The organism is Streptomyces sp. NPDC034043, from assembly GCF_055575675.1.
Window position 1 is genome coordinate 214,880 of record NZ_JBVISF010000008.1, and the last position, 17,049, is coordinate 231,928.

Genomic DNA, 17,049 nt, shown 5'->3' on the forward strand with positions numbered 1-17,049 from the left:
TCTGGGGCCCTTGTTGTGACGCACGTCACCATTAGCGTGACCGTCATGGCGAAGGGAGATTCCATGAAGGTCGGAGTGCTCACCGGCGGCGGAGACTGCCCCGGACTCAACGCGGTGATCAGGGGCGTCGTCCGCAAGGGCACGCAGGAGTACGGATACGGGTTCGTCGGCTTCAAGGACGGCTGGCGGGGGCCGGTCGAGGGGGACACCGTCCCCCTGGACATCCCCGCCGTCCGGGGCATCCTGCCCCGGGGCGGCACCATCCTCGGCTCCTCGCGCACCAACCCGTTCAAGACGGACAACGGGGTCCGCGCCATCAAGGAGAACCTCGCCAAGTTCGAGGTCGACGCGCTCGTCGCGATCGGCGGCGAGGACACCCTGGGCGTGGCCGCCCGGCTCTACGAGGAGTACGGCGTCCCCTGCGTGGGCGTACCGAAGACCATCGACAACGACCTCTCGGCCACCGACTACACCTTCGGCTTCGACACCGCCGTCGGCATCGCCACCGAGGCCATCGACCGGCTGCACACCACGGCCGAGTCCCACATGAGGGTCCTGGTCGTCGAGGTCATGGGGCGGCACGCCGGGTGGATCGCCCTGCACTCGGGGCTGGCGGGCGGCGCCAACGTCATCCTCATCCCCGAGCAGCGCTTCGACGTGGACCAGGTCTGCGCCTGGGTGACCTCCCGCTTCAGCGCGAGCTACGCGCCGATCGTCGTGGTCGCGGAGGGGGCCATGCCCAAGGACGGGGACCTGGTCCTCAAGGACTCCGTCTCCCGGGACTCCTTCGGGCACGTCCGGCTGTCGGGCGTCGGCGAGTGGCTGGCGAAGGAGATCGAGGCGCGCACCGGCAAGGAGGCCCGTACGACGGTCCTCGGGCACATCCAGCGCGGCGGCACCCCGAGTGCCTTCGACCGCTGGCTGGCCACCCGCTTCGGACTGCACGCGATCGACGCGGTGCGCGACGGGGACTTCGGCAAGATGGTCGCGCTGAAGGGGACGGACATCGTCCGGGTGCCGATCGCGGAGGCCACCGCGAAACTGAAGACGGTCGACCCCGCGCTGTACGCGGAGGCCGGGGTCTTCTTCGGCTGAGCGGGCGCGGGCCGAGCGGGCGCGGGCCACGGGCCGGCCGTATCGTGACGGACGACCCGTGGCCGACCTGTGGGGAGCGAGCGTGGAGATCCTGGCCTTCGGAGTGACCGCCGACGAGGAACCGCTCCTGGAACGCGCCTTCCGGGACCACTCCGAGGAGCCGCACGAGGTCCGCTGCCTCGACGTCTTCCTCAGCGAGGACACCGCCCCCATCGCCGCCGGGTACGAGGTCGTCTCCTCCAGCGTCAACGGCGATCTGAGCGGCCGGGTCCTGCGCATCCTGGCCGCCGGGGGCACCCGGATGGTCGCGCAGCGCTCCACCGGCTTCAACAACGTCGACCTCGACGAGGCACGGCGGCTGGGGCTGACCGTCAGCAGGGTCGCCTCCTACTCGCCGTACTCGGTGGCCGAGTTCGCCTGGGCCCTGGCCATGGCGGTGAACCGGCGGATCGTCCGCGCCTCCCACCGCACCCGGGACTTCGACTTCCGGCTGAACGGGCTGATGGGCCGCGACATGCACGGCCGCACGGCGGGCGTCCTCGGCACCGGCAGGATCGGCGAGGCCTTCACCCGGATCGCCCACGGCTTCGGGATGAACCTGCTGGGCTGGGACCTGGTGCCGAACCCGGCCTGCGTGGAGCTGGGCATGAGGTACGTGGACAAGGGCGAGCTGTTCGCGGAAGCCGACCTGATCAGCCTGCACGTGCCGCTGCTGGACTCCACGCACCACATCGTCGACGCGGCCGCCCTGAAGGCGATGCGGGACGACGCGGTGCTGGTGAACTCCAGCCGGGGCGGGCTGATCGACACCGAGGCCCTGGTCGCGGAGCTGCGGGCGGGCCGCTTCACGGGGGTGGGCCTGGACGTGTACGAGGCGGAGGCCGGCCTCTTCTTCACGGACAGGTCCCTGGAGGCCGTCGCGGACGACACCCTGGCCAGGCTGGTCACCTTCCCGAACGTGGTGGTGACCAGCCACCAGGCGTACTACACGGAGGACGCGGTCGGACAGATCATCGCGACGACCGTCCGGAACGTGGCGGACTACCTGGCGGGCCGCCGCTCCGAGAACACCCTGGTCCCGGACGCCGCCTGACCCCCGCCCGCCCCGGGCCGCACCGGCCGGGCGGCCCCCGTCACCAGGCGGACCAGGCCGGACAGCAGCTCCGCACCGCGCAGGGTGAGGACGGATTCCGGGTGGAACTGGACGCCCGCGAAGCCGCGGTCCGCGCAGCGCAGGGCGTGGACCTCGCCGGTGAGCGGGTCGCGGGAGACCTCCACCCCGTGCGCGGCGAGCTCCGCTTCCGCTCCGGCGTCGCACGCGGCGGTGTACGTGTTGTAGAAGCCCACCGTCTCCGGCGTGCCGAAGAGGTCGACCCTCATCTGCGCGCCCTGCGCCGGCTCGGCCTTCCGCACCAGCGGCAGTCCCAGCTCCGCCGCGATCAGCTCGTGCCCGAGGCACACCCCCAGCAGCCCGCCGCGGTGGGAGGTGAGCAGGTCCCGCGCCAGCGCGCCCAGCATCCGCATCTTCGGGTCGGCGCCGTCCGCCGGGTTCCCCGGGCCGGGGCCGAGGACGACCGGGCCGTCCCAGGCCAGGGCGAGGGCCCGCAGCCCGGGATCGTCGTAGCGGCGTACGGTCACCTCCAGCCCGGCCGCCCGCGGGCCGCCCGTTCTCAGGACGTGGGCCAGCATCGCGGTGAAGGTGTCCTCCGCGTCGACCACCAGGGCGTGCCCGCCCGTGGCGGCCGGCCGCTCCTGCATGCGGAGCCAGAACGGCGCCAGGTCCGCCCGCCGCGAGGCCAGGGCCGCCCGCACCCGGGGGTCACCGGCCAGTCCGGGCGCCCCGGCGCGGGAGGCGGGCCGGGGCGCGGCCGGCCGTACGCCCAGCGCCGCCAGCACCCCGGCGGCCTTGGCGTGGGTCTCGGCCACCTCGCCCAGCGGGTCGGAGTGCCGGACCAGGGTGGCCCCGACCGGTACCCGCAGCACCCCGTCCGGGGTGATGTCGGCGGTGCGGATCAGGATGGGGGAGTCCAGGGTCTGGCCGCCGGCCGCGTCCAGGCCGAGCAGCGCCAGCGCGCCCGCGTAGTAGCCGCGGCCGCCGCTCTCGTACCGCTCGATCACCCGGCAGGCGTTCTGCACGGGCGAGCCCGTCACCGTCGCCGCGAACATGGTCTCCCGCAGGACCTCCCGGACGTCCAGCGAGGAGCGTCCGCGCAGCTCGTACTCGGTGTGCGCGAGGTGGGACATTTCCTTGAGGCGCGGGCCGACGACGGCTCCGCCCATGTCGCCGACCGTGCACATCATCTTCAGTTCCTCGTCGACGACCATCGACAGCTCCTCGGTCTCCTTGCGGTCGGCGAGGAAGGCGAGGAGGGACTCGGCGGTGGGGCCCGACTCCGGGTAGCGGTAGGTGCCGCTGATCGGGTTCATCACGACCGTGCCCCCGGACATCCGTACGTGCGCCTCGGGGCTGGCCCCGACCAGGGTGCGGTCCGGAGTGTGGACGACGTACGTCCAGTACGCGCCCCGCTCGCCCTCCAGCAGCCGCCGGAACAGGGCGAGCGCGTCGGCCCGGCCGAAGCCGTCGACGCGGCCCCCGTAGGTGCGCCGGATCACGAAGTTCGCGCCCTCGCCGCGGCCGATCTCCTCGCGGATCACCCGCTCGACGGTGGCCGCGTACTCCTCGTCGGGGACGTCGAAGCCGCCGTCCTTCACCCGTACGGGGTGGCCGGGGAGCGCGGCCAGCGCGCTGGCGAGCGGGACCTCGTACGCCTCCTCGGCGGCCAGCACGGCCAGCGGCGTGCCGTCGTCGCGTACGTCGAACCCGCGCTCGCGGATCTGCCGGAACGGCACGAGCGCGAGGGTGGGCAGCTCGCGTACGGGCAGGTCGGCGAGGCGGGCGGCCTCGTGGACCGGGCCGAGGAGCACCTCGACGGTGTCGTGGCGGCGGCCCGGGGTGCGCCGGCGCAGCAGCGCGAAGGGCGGGGCCGCGTCGTCGAGGAGCCGGCGGAGGTCGAGATCGGGCCGGGGTGCGGAGTGGGTCATGGGGGCGTCCTTCCGGTGGGCTGTGGAGGGAAGGACGGCCGTGTCCGCACATGGAAAAGGCCGCCCTCCGGGGGCGGCCTGCGTTTTCGCTCGTGTCAGTGGGTACGCGAGAGGGGCGGGCCGCCGGGGGCGGGCCACCACCAGTTCGGGCTGGCATGCGCGTACATGGGAGGCACCCTAGCCCACGGGGCGGCCGTCCCGCGGCATCCCGTCTTTTCCGGCATATGAACCTTGCATTCCGCTCTTCTCCGGCTCCACGGCCTTCGAACGACACCGTCTCACCAGGTGGGCGTCCGGCCGGACACGGCGAACGACGCCGTAATGTGTACGAGGTGACCGTGAACGCTGAAAACCACGCCCTCGCCGCCAAGGCGACCTGGCGAGACCTTCCCGCGGCGCAGCAGCCTTCGTACCCCGATGCCGAGGCCCTGCGCGCTGTCGTCGCGGACCTCGAGTCGTATCCTCCGCTCGTTTTCGCGGGTGAGTGCGACCAGCTGCGCGCCCGTCTGGGAGCCGTCGCCAAGGGCGAGGCGTTCCTGCTTCAGGGCGGCGACTGTGCCGAGGCCTTCGACGCCGTCTCCGCCGACCACATCCGCGCCAAGCTGAAGACCCTGCTCCAGATGAGCGCCGTCCTGACGTACGCGGCCTCCGTGCCCGTCGTGAAGGTCGGCCGCATCGCGGGCCAGTACTCCAAGCCGCGCTCGAAGGACACCGAGACCCGCGACGGCGTCACCCTGCCGACCTACCGCGGCGACTCCGTCAACGGCTTCGCCTTCACCGAAGAGGCCCGCGTCCCGGACCCGGAGCGGCTCAAGCGCATGTACCACGCGTCGGCGTCGACGCTGAACCTGGTGCGCGCCTTCACCACCGGCGGTTACGCCGACCTGCGCCAGGTGCACGCCTGGAACCAGGACTTCGTGAAGTCCTCCCCCTCCGGGCAGCGCTACGAGCAGCTCGCGCGGGAGATCGACAACGCCCTGAACTTCATGAAGGCCTGTGGCACCGACCCGGCCGAGTTCAAGGCGGTGGAGTTCTACTCCTCGCACGAGGCGCTGCTGCTGGACTACGAGGGCGCGCTGACCCGCACGGACTCGCGTACGGGCAAGCTGTACGACACCTCCGGCCACATGGTGTGGATCGGTGAGCGCACCCGCCAGCTGGACCACGCGCACATCGAGTTCTGCTCGCAGATCGCCAACCCGATCGGCATCAAGCTCGGCCCGACCACCTCGGTCGACGAGGCGCTGACGTACATCGACCGCCTGGACCCGGAGCGCGAGCCGGGCCGGCTGACCTTCGTCGTCCGCATGGGCGCCGACAAGGTCCGCGACAAGCTCCCCGAGCTGGTCGAGAAGGTCACCGCGTCCGGTGCGACCGTCGCCTGGGTCACCGACCCGATGCACGGCAACACCTTCGAGGCGGCCTCCGGCCACAAGACGCGCCGTTTCGACGACGTGCTCGACGAGGTCAAGGGCTTCTTCGAGGTCCACAAGGCGCTGGGCACCCACCCGGGCGGCATCCACGTCGAGCTCACCGGTGACGACGTCACCGAGTGCGTGGGCGGCGGCGACGAGATCTTCGTCGACGACCTGCACCAGCGCTACGAGACGGCCTGTGACCCGCGGCTCAACCGGAGCCAGTCCCTGGACCTGGCCTTCCTGGTGGCCGAGATGTACCGCGACCAGTAACGCGATCAGTAAGTAGCTTCCTCCGAGGATGGGGCGCGGATCCATGTGATCCGCGCCCCATCCTCGTACCCGGGTCTTTTAGGTCACCCTAACTTTGGGTACGGTTAGGTAAGCCTCACCGAATTGGGGATGGCCTGCCGTACCGTTCCGCACCTGGGAGGTGAACCGCGTGTACGTCTGCTCTTGCTTCGGGATCACCGACAAGCAGGTGAAGGAACACGCGGCTGCCGGGGCCTGCACCCCCCGCCAGATCGCCTCGGCCACCAAGGCCGGCACCGACTGCGGCTCCTGCGTGCGCACCATCCAGGGCATCCTCGGCCGCGGGGCCTGCCCCCGCCGGGAGCTGCTGGAGAAGGGCAACGCCACGGCCGTCCTGGCCGCCGACCCCGGACCGGCGCCCGCGCCGGAGCTGGCCGAAGCCGCCTGAGGCCTTCCGGGCCGTCCCGGGGACGTCAGCTCGGCTGCTCGATGAGCTGGGCGATGTACAGCGCCTCGCCGAGGGACTCGATGAGTTCCAGCTGGGTGTCGAGGTAGTCGATGTGGTGCTCCTCGTCCGCCAGGATCTCCTCGAAGAGGCGGGCGGACGTGATGTCGCCCTTCCCGCGCATGACCTCGATGCCGCGCTTGAGGCGGTCGATCGCCTCGACCTCCACCTGCCGGTCCGCCTGGAACATCTCCGTGATCGTCTGTCCGACGCGCACGTGGAAGAGGCGCTGGTAGTTCGGCAGGCCGTCGAGCATCAGGATGCGCTCGGTGATCTTGTCCGCGTGCTTCATCTCATCGATGGACTCTTCACGCGTGTACTTGGCGAGCTTCGTCCATCCCTTGTTGTCCTGGATGCGGTAATGCAGCCAGTACTGGTTGATGGCCGTGAGCTCGCCGGTCAGCTGCTCGTTGAGGAATTCGAGGACCTCGGGGTCGCCCTGCATCGCAGAGGCTCCTTCCAAGCAATGTCAGCTAGTGACTGGGCAGTGCGCGCATCCTTGCACTGCCGTCCTGAGGCGTCCAGTAAGTGCCTCCTTAGTGGGAGTTGCCTGGACTTGCCTGAATCGGGTCGTACCTGGTCGTGACCACACCGCCACGTCTGTCACCATGGAGGCATGGGTCAGCCGGAAAGCCGGGAATCTCCGGGAGCAGAGCAGCTGGAGCTGCCTCCGGGGCAGCGGTTGCAGCGGGGTTGGCCCGTCACCCACTACGGTCCCGTGCCCAAGTTCAAGCCGGACCGCTGGGAGTTCCGCGTCTTCGGCGCGACCGCCGACGGTGAGAAGCACTGCTGGAAGCACGAGGAGTTCGCGGCCCTGCCGTTCGAATCGGTCGTGGCCGACCTGCACTGCGTCACCAAGTTCAGCATGCCGGGCGCCGAATGGGGCGGTGTGCTGGCGCGGACCGTACTGGCCCTGGCCCCGCCGGCCCCGCAGGTCACACACGTGATGGTGTGGGCCGAGTACGGCTTCAGCTCCAACATGAGGCTGGCCGACTTCGCCTCCGACCGGACCGTCTTCGCCACCCACATGGGCGGTGAACTGCTGACGGCCGAGCACGGTTTCCCGCTGCGGCTCGTGGTCCCGCACCTGTACGCCTGGAAGGGCCCCAAGTGGGTCCGGGGCGTGGAGTACATGACCGCCGACCGCCGGGGTTTCTGGGAGGAGCGCGGGTACCACAACATCGGCGACCCCTGGCGCGAGCAGCGCTACTCGTACCAGGAGGAACCGGGCGACGGTCCGGAGCTGTAGCGGGCTGTAGCTGTAGCTGTAGCTGTAGTCGGGCGGGTCAATGGTGGTACCGGTGGACCACCGCGTGGCCCTTGCCGCGGCCGATCATCCACTTGTTGACCGGGGTGGTCAGGACGAAGGCGATGACGAGCGAGAGCCCCAGCACCGTCCAGAAGAACGGGTCCGAGGGGTGGGCGTCCATGGCGCCCGGCCACAGTGCGATCACCCCGTTGTCGGTCAGCTCCATGACGGCGATCGACAGGGTGTCCGCGGCCAGCGCCACCCGGATGGCCGTACGCAGGTCCACGCCGGCGGCGAGGATCCCGCGCAGGGTGAGCGCGTAGCCGAAGAAGAAGGCCAGGGCGATCGCCAGGGCCATGGTGGGGACGTTCCCCCAGCCCAGTCCGGTGCCGATGACCATTCCGAGTACCTCGCCGATGGCGCATCCGGTCAGGCAGTGCAGGGTGGCCCGGGCCGCCATGCCCCAGCCGGCCCCACCGCCGCCGGTGTGACCCTGGTGCGCGGGGTGGCCCTCGTGCTCCGGGCCGTGGTGCTCGTGGCCCTGGTGTTCGTGCTGGTGATCGTGGTCCTCGTGGTGTGCGTGCTCCATGACAACCCCCTGAAGGCTTGAGGAAAACGCCGGTGACGGTCCCGTCGATATGACAGAACCGTATACCCCTAGGGGGTATTTCCTCAACAGATCTTCAGCGTGTCAGTGCAGGTCGCGGAGCTCCTTCAGCAGCGCCACGTCGGCCGCGTGTCCCTCTTTGCCGCCCGGCGTCTCGATGATCAGCGGTACGCCGTCCGTCTCCGGGTGCGAGAACAGCTCGGCGAAGGCGTCCCGGCCGATGTGGCCCTGGCCGATGTTGGCGTGCCGGTCCTTGTGGGCGCCGACGCCCTCCTTGGAGTCGTTGGCGTGGATCAGCTTCAGCCGGCCCGCGCCCACCGTCTCCACCAGCAGGTCCAGCGTCTGCTTCGTGCCGCCGGGCTCCGCCAGGTCGTGCCCGGCCGCGAAGATGTGGCAGGTGTCCAGGCAGATGCCGAGCTTCGGGTGGTGGTCGAGGGCGTCGAAGTACGGGCCGAAGTCCCAGGTGCGCGAGCACAGGGAGGAGCCCTGCCCGGCCGTGGACTCCAGCAGCAGGAAGGGGTCGTCCTCGTGCGTCAGCTCGTCCAGCAGCGGCAGCATGTGCTCCCTGACCTGCGCGTACGCGGCCTCGCGCGGCCGGTCCCCGGTCGCCGAGCCGGTGTGCACGACCACCCCGAGCGCGCCGATCTCCCGGGCCCGGCGCAGCGAGTGCCGCAGGGAATCCACCGACTTCTCGACGGTCGCCGCGGTGTGGGAGCCGAAGTTGATCAGGTACGGGGCGTGCACGTACGCCGGGACCGACTCCTCGGCGCACTGGACGCGGAACAGCTCGTCCTGCGCCGGGTTCCCGGTCGGGGTGGCCCAGCCGCGGGGATTGGCGACGAAGACCTGGACGGCCTCGGCACCCATCTCCCGGGCGTAGGCGAGGCCGACCGAAGCCAGCCCGCCGGCGACGGGGACGTGCCCGCCCACGGGATTGCGCATCACTGACGGCTCAGAGCCCCTTGGTCTTGACGGTGATCGTGCTGCCCTCGGGGGCGCTCTGGCCGGCGGGCACCGACTGGGTGTCCACCGTGCTGCTGAAGGACAGGAAGGGGCGCTCCACCTTCACCTTGAAGCCCAGGGCCTCCAGGGTCTTGCGGGCGACGTCCACGTCCTGGCCGGTGACGCTCGGGACCTGGACCTGGCGGGGGCCCTTGGACAGGGTCAGGGTGACCGTGTCGCCCGCGGCGGCCTGGGTGCCGGCGGCGGCCGACTGGTTGGCCACCGTCCCGGCGGGGGAGGGGGAGTTGACCTGGTCGGCGGCCGTCTCCACCTTCAGGCCGAGCGCCTCCAGCGCGGCCCTGGCCTGGTCGACGGGCTTGCCGGTGACGCTCGGGACCGGCACGGGGCGGCCCTTGCTGACCAGCAGCGCGACCGCGGTGTCGGGGGCCCGCTTCTGGCCGCCCGCCGGGTCGGTGCTGATCACCGAGCCCTGGGCGACGTCCTGGCTGAAGGCCTGGGTGACGATGCCGGGGGCCAGCCCCGCCTTCGTCAGCTCCTCCTTGGCCGCCTCCAGCGGCCTGCCCTTGAGGTCGGGCACGCTGACCACCTCGGGGCCCCGCGAGACGACGATGACGACCGCGTCGTTGCCGCGGATCTGCTTGCCGCCGCCGGGACTGGTCTCCATGACCGTGCCCCGGTCGAAGGCCTCGCTGAACTTCCGGTCGACCTTCTTGACCCCCAGGCCGGCCGCGGAGAGCTCCGCCCGGGCCTGCGCCTCCGTCTTGCCGAGGAGGTTCGGGACCTTGGTGAACTGGCCGGAGTTGATGTACCAGACGCCGCCGCCGATGCCGAGGGCGAGCAGGATCCCGGCGATGACGAGGAAGATCCCGCGCCGGGGCGCCCGCCGGGGCGGGGCGGCCGGAGCCCGCCCCGGAGCCGGCGGGCGCTCCAGGCGGGAGGTGTGGTGCACCGGCCGGCTCTGCTCCACCGGCCGCGGGATCACGCTGGTGCGGTCCTCGGCGGCGGACCGCTCCTGTGCCCGCGCCTGCGGCGGTACGGCGTCCAGCTCGGCCTCGCTGAGCCGCGCCCGGGCCTCCCGGGCCAGGCCGAGCAGGGCGGCGGCGTCGTACGGGCGCAGCTCGGCGCTGCGGGCGGCGGCGTGCGCGACCAGCTCGTCGAGCGCGGCGGGCAGGCCGGGAACGGCGGCGGACGGGGCCGGGACGTCCTCGTTGAGGTGCTGGTAGAGGACCTGGGCGGCGGTGCCGCCGGTGTGCGGCTTGGAGCCGGTGAGCATCTCGTACAGGACGACACCGCAGGCGTAGACGTCGACGCGGGTGTCGGTGACCCCGTCCTCGATCTGCTCGGGCGCGAGGTAGGAGACGGTGCCGAGGATCGAGCCGGTGGTGTTGGTGGCCGAGTCCACGGAGCGGACCAGGCCGAAGTCGGCGACCTTGACGCTGCCGTCGTCGCCGATCAGCACGTTCTCGGGCTTCATGTCCCGGTGGACGAACCCGGCCCGGTGGGCGGTGCCGAGGGCGGCGAGGACCGGTTCCAGGATGTCGAGCGCGGCCCGCGGCTGGAGCGCGCCGCGCTCGCGCAGGACGTCGCGCAGGGTGCAGCCGGAGACGTACTCCATGGCCAGGTAGGTGTACGGCCCGTCCGTGCCCTGGTCGAAGACGGCGACGACGTTGGGGTGGGCGAGGCGCGCCACGGACTTCGCCTCGCGGATGAAGCGGTCGACGAAGACGGCGTCGGCGGCGAGGTCCGGGTGCATGATCTTGAGCGCGAGGACCCGGTCGAGGCGGGTGTCGACGGCCCGGTAGACCGTTGCCATGCCACCGGCCGCGATGCGGGCGTCTACGCGGTAGCGGCCGTCGAGCACGCGCCCGACGAGGGGGTCATCCAGGGTCGTATCCACCCGGCGATTCTACGAGGGCCCCGGACACCCCCGGCCGGGGTGTCCACGCTTGCAGCGCAGCCGTGACATGGGGGGCCCGCGGTTCGGGCACGCCACCGGCCCGCAGACAAGGGGGCGGGTGGGCGAACACCGACCCGCCCCGGGAGGGCGAGGGGGGATGGCGGGCCCGCGCCGCAAGCCCCGTACCCCCGCCCGCCCTCAGAACGCCGGCCGCTCCGGGTCCAGGGCCGCGCGGCCCTCCACCGGGGACGAGGCCTCGGCGAAGCGGCGTTGGGGGATGCGGCCCGCGCGGTGGGCCAGGCGGCCCGCCGAGACGGCGTCGCGCATCGCCGCCGCCATCAGGACCGGCTGCTGCGCACGCGTCACCGCCGAGGCGAGCATCACCCCAGCGCAGCCCAGCTCCATCGCCAGGGCCGCGTCGGAGGCGGTTCCCGCGCCCGCGTCGAGGATCACCGGGACCCCGGCGCGCTCGACGATCAGCTCGAAGTTGTGCGGGTTGCGGATGCCCATGCCCGAGCCGATCGGGGAGCCCAGCGGCATGATCGCCGCGCAGCCCGCGTCCTCCAGCTTCCGCGCGAGGACCGGGTCGTCGTTGGTGTACGGGAGGACCGTGAAGCCCTCGTCGACCAGGACCTCGGCGGCGTCCAGCAGCTCGACGCCGTCGGGCAGCAGGGTGCGCTCGTCCGCGACGACCTCCAGCTTGATCCAGTCCGTCCCCAGTGCCTCCCGCGCCAGCCGGGCCGTGAGCACGGCCTCGCCGGCGGTGAAGCAGCCCGCCGTGTTGGGCAGGACGGCGATGCCCAGCCGGTTCAGCACGGAGAGCACCGAGCCCTGCACGGTGGGGTCGAGGCGGCGCATGGCCACGGTGGTCAGCTCGGTGCCGGAGGCGACCAGGGCGCGTTCCAGGACGTCCAGGCTCGGGGCCCCGCCCGTGCCCATGACCAGCCGGGAGGAGAAGGTCCGGCCGCCCAGGGTGAAGACGTCGTCAGCCATGGTGGTCAGCCTCCCTGGACCGCGGTGAGGATCTCGATCCGGTCGCCCTCGTCCACCGGCGTCGCCCGCCACTGCCCGCGCGGGACGACGGTCTCGTTGAGCGCGGCGGCCACGCCCGAGGGGGCCGTGGTGAGGGTGGCGACCACCGCGTCGAGGGTGGTGCCGGCCGCGACCTCGCGCGGCTCGCCGTTGACGGAGATGGTCATACGAGGGACTCCTGACGCGTGGAGGAGAAGCGGCGCGGGCTGAAGGGCCGGGCGATCTCCGGCACGGAGCCGGTGGTCAGCAGTTCCTCCATCACGTCGCCGGTCAGCGGGGTCAGCAGCACCCCGTTGCGGTAGTGCCCGGTGGCCAGGTGCAGGCCGGGCAGGTCGGTCGGGCCGAGCAGCGGCGCGTTGTCGGGGGAGCCGGGGCGCAGCCCCGCCCGGGTCTCGACCAGCGGGAGCTCGGTGATGCCGGGCACCAGCTCGTGGGCGTCGCGCAGCAGCTCGTACACCCCGCCCGCGGTCACCGTGGTGTCCCAGCCGAGTTCCTCGCTGGTGGCCCCGATGACGAGTTCGCCGTTCTCGCGCGGCACCAGGTAGACGTGGCTGCCGCGTACGACGGCCCGTACCGTCCGGGACAGGAACGGGGCGTACGCGGACGGTACGGCCAGCCGCAGCACCTGCCCCTTCACCGGCCGTACGGGCGGGCGCGCCTCGGCCGGTACGCCGGCCAGCCGGCCGCTGAGCGAGCCCGCGGCGAGCACCACCTGGCCGGCGCGCAGCTCCGTACCGTCGTCGAGCAGTGCTCCGGCGGCCCGGTCGGCGGTGACGAGCAGCCGTTCCGCGCGGGCCCGGTGGATGGCGACGCCGGCCCGCCCGCAGGCGGCCAGCAGGGCGGCGGCGAGCCGGCGGGGGTCGACCTGGTGGTCCCCGTCGACGCGCAGCCCGCCGCGTACGCCGGGGGCGAGCATCGGTTCCAGGCGGCGGCACTCGCGGCCGGTGAGCCACTCCGACTCCAGGCCGCAGCGGCGCTGGAGGGCGTGCAGCTCCCGCAGGTGGAGGCGGTCGTCGGCGTCGAGGGCGACGGCGAGGGTGCCGCAGGCCCGGTAGCCGAGGTCCATGCCGCCGCTGGCTTCGGTGAGCTCGGCGGCGAACTGCGGGTAGCGGGCGGCGGAGGCGAGGTTGAGCCCGAGCAGGGTCTCCTCGCCGTAGTGCAGCTCGGTGACGGCGGCCAGCATGCCGGCGGCGACCCGGGCGGCGCCGCCGCCGGGGTCCGGGTCGGCCAGCGCGGTGCGCAGTCCGCGCCGGGCCGCCCGCCAGGCCGTGACCAGGCCGATGATGCCGCCCCCGATGACGAGGACGTCGGATCCCCCGGCGGATCCCTTCCGAGATGAGTGCATGGGCGTCCAGCCCCTCCCTTCGCCGGCATGACCCGGATCAGGTTCGTACGGTCGGAGGCCGGCCAGCCTCCCTCTCAGCCCGGTACGCCCGGACTCCCGCGATAGGTACGGTGGCCAGACTAAACCCCGCGGCCGGAGCCGGGTAAGGCTGCCTCCCCGGCGTCCGCCCGCCGGTCCTCCTCCCCGTGTTCCTGATGGCCCGTCAGTTCACTAGGCTGGGCCGCGTGAGTGAGCAGACGGAACAGACGAACCCCGGCGTCGTGATCGTGGGTGCCGGAATGGCCGGCGTGCAGACCGCCGTGGCCCTGCGCGAACAGGGCTACGAGGGCCCCGTGACCCTGCTGGGCGCCGAACCCCACCAGCCCTACGACCGCCCCCCGCTCTCCAAGGCGGTGCTCCTCGGCAAGGCCGAGGACTCCGCGTTCGAGATCGACTTCGAGGATCTGCGCATCGGCCTGCGCCTCGGCACCGAGGTCACCGGGCTGCGGTCGGAGGTCCGCGAGGTCGACACCGAGGCCGGCCCGGTCCCGTACGAGGTCCTCGTGCTGGCCTGCGGCGCCCGCCCGCTGACCCTGCCCGGCACCGAGGGCGTCCCCGGCGTCCACCTGCTGCGCACCCTCGACGACGCCGCCCGGCTGCGCCCGGTGCTGGCCGCGGCGCCCGCGACCGTGGTGGTCGGGGCGGGCTGGATCGGCGCCGAGTTCGCCACCGCGGCCCGCGAGGCCGGCTGCGCCGTCACCGTGGTCGAGGCCGCCGGCCGGGTGCTGGCGGGAGCCCTGCCCGCCGAGGTCGCCGAGCCGATGGGCCGCTGGTACGCCGAGGCCGGTGCCGGCCTGATCACCGGAGCGAAGGTCGCGGGGATCGAGGAGGGCCGGGTCCTGCTGGCCGACGGCCGCGAGCTGCCCGCCGGGGCGGTGGTCGTCGGCATCGGCGCCCGGCCCGCCACCGACTGGCTCGCCGGCACCGGGGTCGAGCTCGGCTCCGACGGATCCGTCACCGCGGACGCGTACCTGCGCACCTCCGTCCCCGGCGTGTACGCCGTCGGCGACTGCTCCTCCTTCCCGTCGGCCCGCTACGGGCGGCGGCTGCTGGTCCACCACTGGGACAACGCCCTCCAGGGACCCCGGGCCGTCGCGGCGAACATCCTCGCGGCGGAGCCCGTCCAGGCGTACGACCCCGTGCCGTACTTCTGGTCCGAGCAGTTCGGCCGCTTCGTCCAGTACGCCGGCCACCACGGCGACGCCGACACCCTGCTGTGGCGCGGGGACCCGGCCGGCCCCGCCTGGTCCGTGTGCTGGCTGCGCGGGGGCACGCTGGTGGCCGTCCTGGCCGTGGGCCGCCCCCGGGACCTGGCGCAGGGCCGCAAGCTGATCGAGACCGCCGCGCCCGTGGACCCGTCCAAGGTCGCGGACCCGGCCGTTCCGCTGAAATCGGCCCTGGTCTGACGGCTCCGGGGCCCTGCCGGGCCGCCCGCCGGGCCCCGATCCGGCGGCCGCCCGGCCCCGGACGGACGGGGCCAGGTACCGGCGGCCCGTCCGAAGTGGCAGGCTTGTCCCCGTGACCGAGATTGACGCAAAGATCGATGCCCTCGTCCCCTCCTGGCTGTACCTCCCCGACATCGCGGAGATGCTCGACATCGAGGTGACCCGGGTCCGCCAGATGGTCAAGGAAGGGCAGCTGATCGCCGTACGCCGGGGCGAGAACCGTGCCCTGCAGGTTCCGGCGCAGTTCATCGACGGCGACAAGGTCGTCAAGGGCCTCGTCGGGCTGCTGACCGTACTGCGGGACGACCGCTTCTCCGACGAGGAGATGCTGGAGTGGCTCTTCACCGAGGATCCGACCCTGCCGGGCACCCCCGTGCAGGCGCTGCGCGAGAATCGCGGCACGGAGGTCAAGCGCCGCGCCCAGGCACTCGCCCTCTGACCGGCTGATCCACCGGTGTGCGGGCCGACCCCATCGGCCCGCACACCCCACCACCACGGGGGGAATCCCATGCAGCAGCTGTCCGACGCCCGGCTCTACCTGTGCACGGACGCGCGCAAGCGGCAGGGTGACCTCCCCGAGTTCCTCGACGCGGTCCTGGCCGGCGGCGTCGACATCGTCCAGCTCCGCGACAAGGGCATGGAGGCGGGCGAGGAGCTCGAACACCTCCAGGTCTTCGCCGAGGCCGCCCGCCGCCACGGCAAGCTCCTCGCCGTCAACGACCGAGCCGACGTCGCGCACGCCATCGGCTCCGACGTCCTGCACCTCGGCCAGGGCGACATCCCCGTCCCCGCCGCCCGCGCCGTCCTCGGCGGCCGGGTCCTGATCGGCCGCTCCTGCCACGCCGAGTCCGAGGTGGACGCCGCCGTCGCCGAGCCCGGCGTGGACTACTTCTGCACCGGCCCCTGCTGGCCCACCCCCACCAAGCCCGGCCGCCACGCCCCCGGACTCGACCTCGTCCGGTACGCGGCCTCCCTCGCCCAGGACCGCCCCTGGTTCGCGATCGGCGGCATCGACGCCGGCAACCTGGACGAGGTCCTGGACGCCGGCGCCACCCGCGTCGTGGTCGTCCGGGCCCTCACCGAGGCCTCCGACCCCGGGGCCGCGGCCGCCGAACTCGCCAAGAGGGTTCGCGGCCGCCTCGGGTGACGCTGGAGCGGCGTCCAAAAAGCTGTCCAGGTCGTGGACAGCGCTTCGGCGTCCGCCGGGCCCCGTCTAACCTGCCCGTATGGCCCTTGGTACCGCTTCCACCTGGTCGGACCGTGCACACACGGTCCGCGACCTCATCGCGTCCGGAGCCTCGTACTCCTTCGAGTTCTGGGCTCCCAAGACCGAGAAGGGCGAGCGCAACCTCTGGAACGCGCTCCGCAGGATCGAGGCGGTCTCCCCGAGCTTCGTCTCCGTCACGTACGGGGCCGGCGGCTCCACCCGTGGCGGTACCGTCCGAGCCACCCAGCAGATCGCCTCCGACACCACCCTGACGCCCGTCGCGCACCTGACGGCGGTGGACCACTCCGTCGCCGAGCTGCGCCACGTCATCGGCCAGTTCGCCGACGCCGGCATCCGCAACATGCTCGCCCTGCGCGGCGACCCGCCCGGCGACCCCATGGGCCCCTGGGTCAGGCACCCGGAGGGCGTGGACTACGCGGCCGACCTGGTGCGCCTGCTCAAGGAGTCCGGCGACTTCTGCGTCGGCGTCGCCGCCTTCCCCGAGATGCACCCGCGCTCCGAGGACTGGGACACGGACATCCGGCACTTCGTGGACAAGTGCCGCGCCGGCGCGGACTACGCCATCACCCAGATGTTCTTCGATCCGGAGAATTATCTGCGGCTGCGCGACAGCGTCGCCAAGGCGGGCTGCGAGACCCCGATCATCCCCGAGGTCATGCCCGTTGTCGGTATCAAGCAGCTCGACCGGCTGCCGCAGCTGAGCACCGCCGTCTTCCCCGACGCCGTGAAAGAGCGCATGCTCGCCGTCAAGGACGACCCGGCCGCTGTACGCTCCATTGGCATCGAGTTCGCCACGGAGTTCTGCGCGCGGCTGCTGTCCGAGGGTGTCCCGGGACTGCACTTCATCACGCTGAACAATTCCACGGCGACTCTCGAGATCTACGAGAACCTGGGCCTGCACCAGCGGGCCTGACCGGCCGTCTCCCCTTCCCGCG

17 protein-coding genes and 1 riboswitch are annotated in these 17,049 nt (G+C 72.4%); of the genes, 9 read left to right on the forward strand and 8 right to left on the reverse strand.

The annotated features are described in order from the left end of the window. Positions 1–63: 63 nt before the first annotated feature. Both ACZ51S_RS21095 and ACZ51S_RS21100 read left to right on the forward strand, forming a co-directional pair. On the forward strand, positions 64–1,095 hold the full coding sequence (locus ACZ51S_RS21095; protein ID WP_468961714.1) for a 6-phosphofructokinase: 1,032 nt from the start codon (positions 64–66) through the stop codon (positions 1,093–1,095). An 82-nt stretch (positions 1,096–1,177) separates the two neighbouring features. After that, positions 1,178–2,188, forward strand: coding sequence for a 2-hydroxyacid dehydrogenase (locus ACZ51S_RS21100; RefSeq protein ID WP_468479720.1), 1,011 nt, complete (start codon positions 1,178–1,180; stop codon positions 2,186–2,188). On the opposite strand, the gene ACZ51S_RS21105 is transcribed toward ACZ51S_RS21100, so the two are convergent. Next, positions 2,137–4,137 (reverse strand): anthranilate synthase family protein, encoded by a 2,001-nt coding sequence (locus ACZ51S_RS21105; RefSeq protein WP_468802173.1) that lies wholly within the window; start codon positions 4,135–4,137, stop codon positions 2,137–2,139. The genes ACZ51S_RS21100 and ACZ51S_RS21105 overlap by 52 nt on opposite strands. Before the next feature lie 323 nt (positions 4,138–4,460). Here ACZ51S_RS21105 and ACZ51S_RS21110 point away from each other — a divergent pair, with 323 nt between their 5' ends. Both ACZ51S_RS21110 and ACZ51S_RS21115 read left to right on the forward strand, forming a co-directional pair. Beyond that, positions 4,461–5,825, forward strand: coding sequence for a class II 3-deoxy-7-phosphoheptulonate synthase (locus tag ACZ51S_RS21110; protein ID WP_388935552.1), 1,365 nt, complete (start codon positions 4,461–4,463; stop codon positions 5,823–5,825). A 160-nt stretch (positions 5,826–5,985) separates the two neighbouring features. Then, a complete protein-coding gene (locus ACZ51S_RS21115) occupies positions 5,986–6,252 on the forward strand; it encodes a (2Fe-2S)-binding protein (RefSeq protein ID WP_388935550.1) in 267 nt (88 codons plus the stop codon). A 25-nt stretch (positions 6,253–6,277) separates the two neighbouring features. On the opposite strand, the gene bfr is transcribed toward ACZ51S_RS21115, so the two are convergent. After that, positions 6,278–6,754, reverse strand: coding sequence for a bacterioferritin (gene bfr / locus ACZ51S_RS21120; protein ID WP_388935547.1), 477 nt, complete (start codon positions 6,752–6,754; stop codon positions 6,278–6,280). Positions 6,755–6,925: 171 nt separating this feature from the next. Here bfr and ACZ51S_RS21125 point away from each other — a divergent pair, with 171 nt between their 5' ends. Next, entirely contained in the window at positions 6,926–7,558 is a 633-nt protein-coding gene (locus ACZ51S_RS21125) for a sulfite oxidase-like oxidoreductase (protein ID WP_388935544.1), read from the forward strand. A gap of 37 nt (positions 7,559–7,595) precedes the next feature. Here ACZ51S_RS21125 and ACZ51S_RS21130 read toward each other — a convergent pair whose 3' ends face one another. The 6 genes from ACZ51S_RS21130 to thiO form a co-directional block, all read right to left on the reverse strand. After that, complete coding sequence (locus ACZ51S_RS21130) at positions 7,596–8,147, reverse strand: DUF4396 domain-containing protein (RefSeq protein ID WP_468961670.1); 552 nt, start codon at positions 8,145–8,147, stop codon at positions 7,596–7,598. Positions 8,148–8,249: 102 nt separating this feature from the next. Then, positions 8,250–9,107 (reverse strand): deoxyribonuclease IV, encoded by an 858-nt coding sequence (locus ACZ51S_RS21135; protein WP_468961671.1) that lies wholly within the window; start codon positions 9,105–9,107, stop codon positions 8,250–8,252. Between the two features lie 10 nt (positions 9,108–9,117). Continuing rightward, on the reverse strand, positions 9,118–11,025 hold the full coding sequence (gene pknB, locus ACZ51S_RS21140) for a Stk1 family PASTA domain-containing Ser/Thr kinase (RefSeq protein WP_468961673.1): 1,908 nt from the start codon (positions 11,023–11,025) through the stop codon (positions 9,118–9,120). Between the two features lie 198 nt (positions 11,026–11,223). Continuing rightward, a complete protein-coding gene (locus ACZ51S_RS21145; protein ID WP_468961675.1) occupies positions 11,224–12,018 on the reverse strand; it encodes a thiazole synthase in 795 nt (264 codons plus the stop codon). Between the two features lie 5 nt (positions 12,019–12,023). Continuing rightward, on the reverse strand, positions 12,024–12,224 hold the full coding sequence (thiS, locus tag ACZ51S_RS21150) for a sulfur carrier protein ThiS (protein ID WP_401252701.1): 201 nt from the start codon (positions 12,222–12,224) through the stop codon (positions 12,024–12,026). Next, on the reverse strand, positions 12,221–13,402 hold the full coding sequence (thiO, locus tag ACZ51S_RS21155) for a glycine oxidase ThiO (RefSeq protein ID WP_468802168.1): 1,182 nt from the start codon (positions 13,400–13,402) through the stop codon (positions 12,221–12,223). The genes thiS and thiO overlap by 4 nt, the downstream gene beginning before the upstream one ends. After that, positions 13,400–13,512, reverse strand: a riboswitch (TPP riboswitch). It overlaps the preceding gene by 3 nt. Positions 13,513–13,626: 114 nt before the next feature. Between thiO and ACZ51S_RS21160 the strand changes: the two genes are divergently transcribed. The 4 genes from ACZ51S_RS21160 (at position 13,627) to metF (ending at position 17,027) form a co-directional block, all read left to right on the forward strand. After that, positions 13,627–14,847: an NAD(P)/FAD-dependent oxidoreductase gene (locus tag ACZ51S_RS21160; protein WP_468961676.1), complete on the forward strand. Its 1,221-nt coding sequence runs from the start codon at positions 13,627–13,629 to the stop codon at positions 14,845–14,847. Positions 14,848–14,959: 112 nt separating this feature from the next. Then, positions 14,960–15,325 carry an Rv2175c family DNA-binding protein gene (locus tag ACZ51S_RS21165; protein WP_267035306.1) on the forward strand — a complete coding sequence of 122 codons (366 nt, stop codon included), beginning with the start codon at positions 14,960–14,962 and terminating at the stop codon, positions 15,323–15,325. 69 nt (positions 15,326–15,394) lie between these two features. After that, complete coding sequence (gene thiE, locus ACZ51S_RS21170; RefSeq protein ID WP_468477590.1) at positions 15,395–16,033, forward strand: thiamine phosphate synthase; 639 nt, start codon at positions 15,395–15,397, stop codon at positions 16,031–16,033. 79 nt (positions 16,034–16,112) lie between these two features. Then, positions 16,113–17,027 (forward strand): methylenetetrahydrofolate reductase [NAD(P)H], encoded by a 915-nt coding sequence (gene metF / locus ACZ51S_RS21175; RefSeq protein WP_388935510.1) that lies wholly within the window; start codon positions 16,113–16,115, stop codon positions 17,025–17,027. The last annotated feature ends 22 nt before the right edge of the window (positions 17,028–17,049 follow it).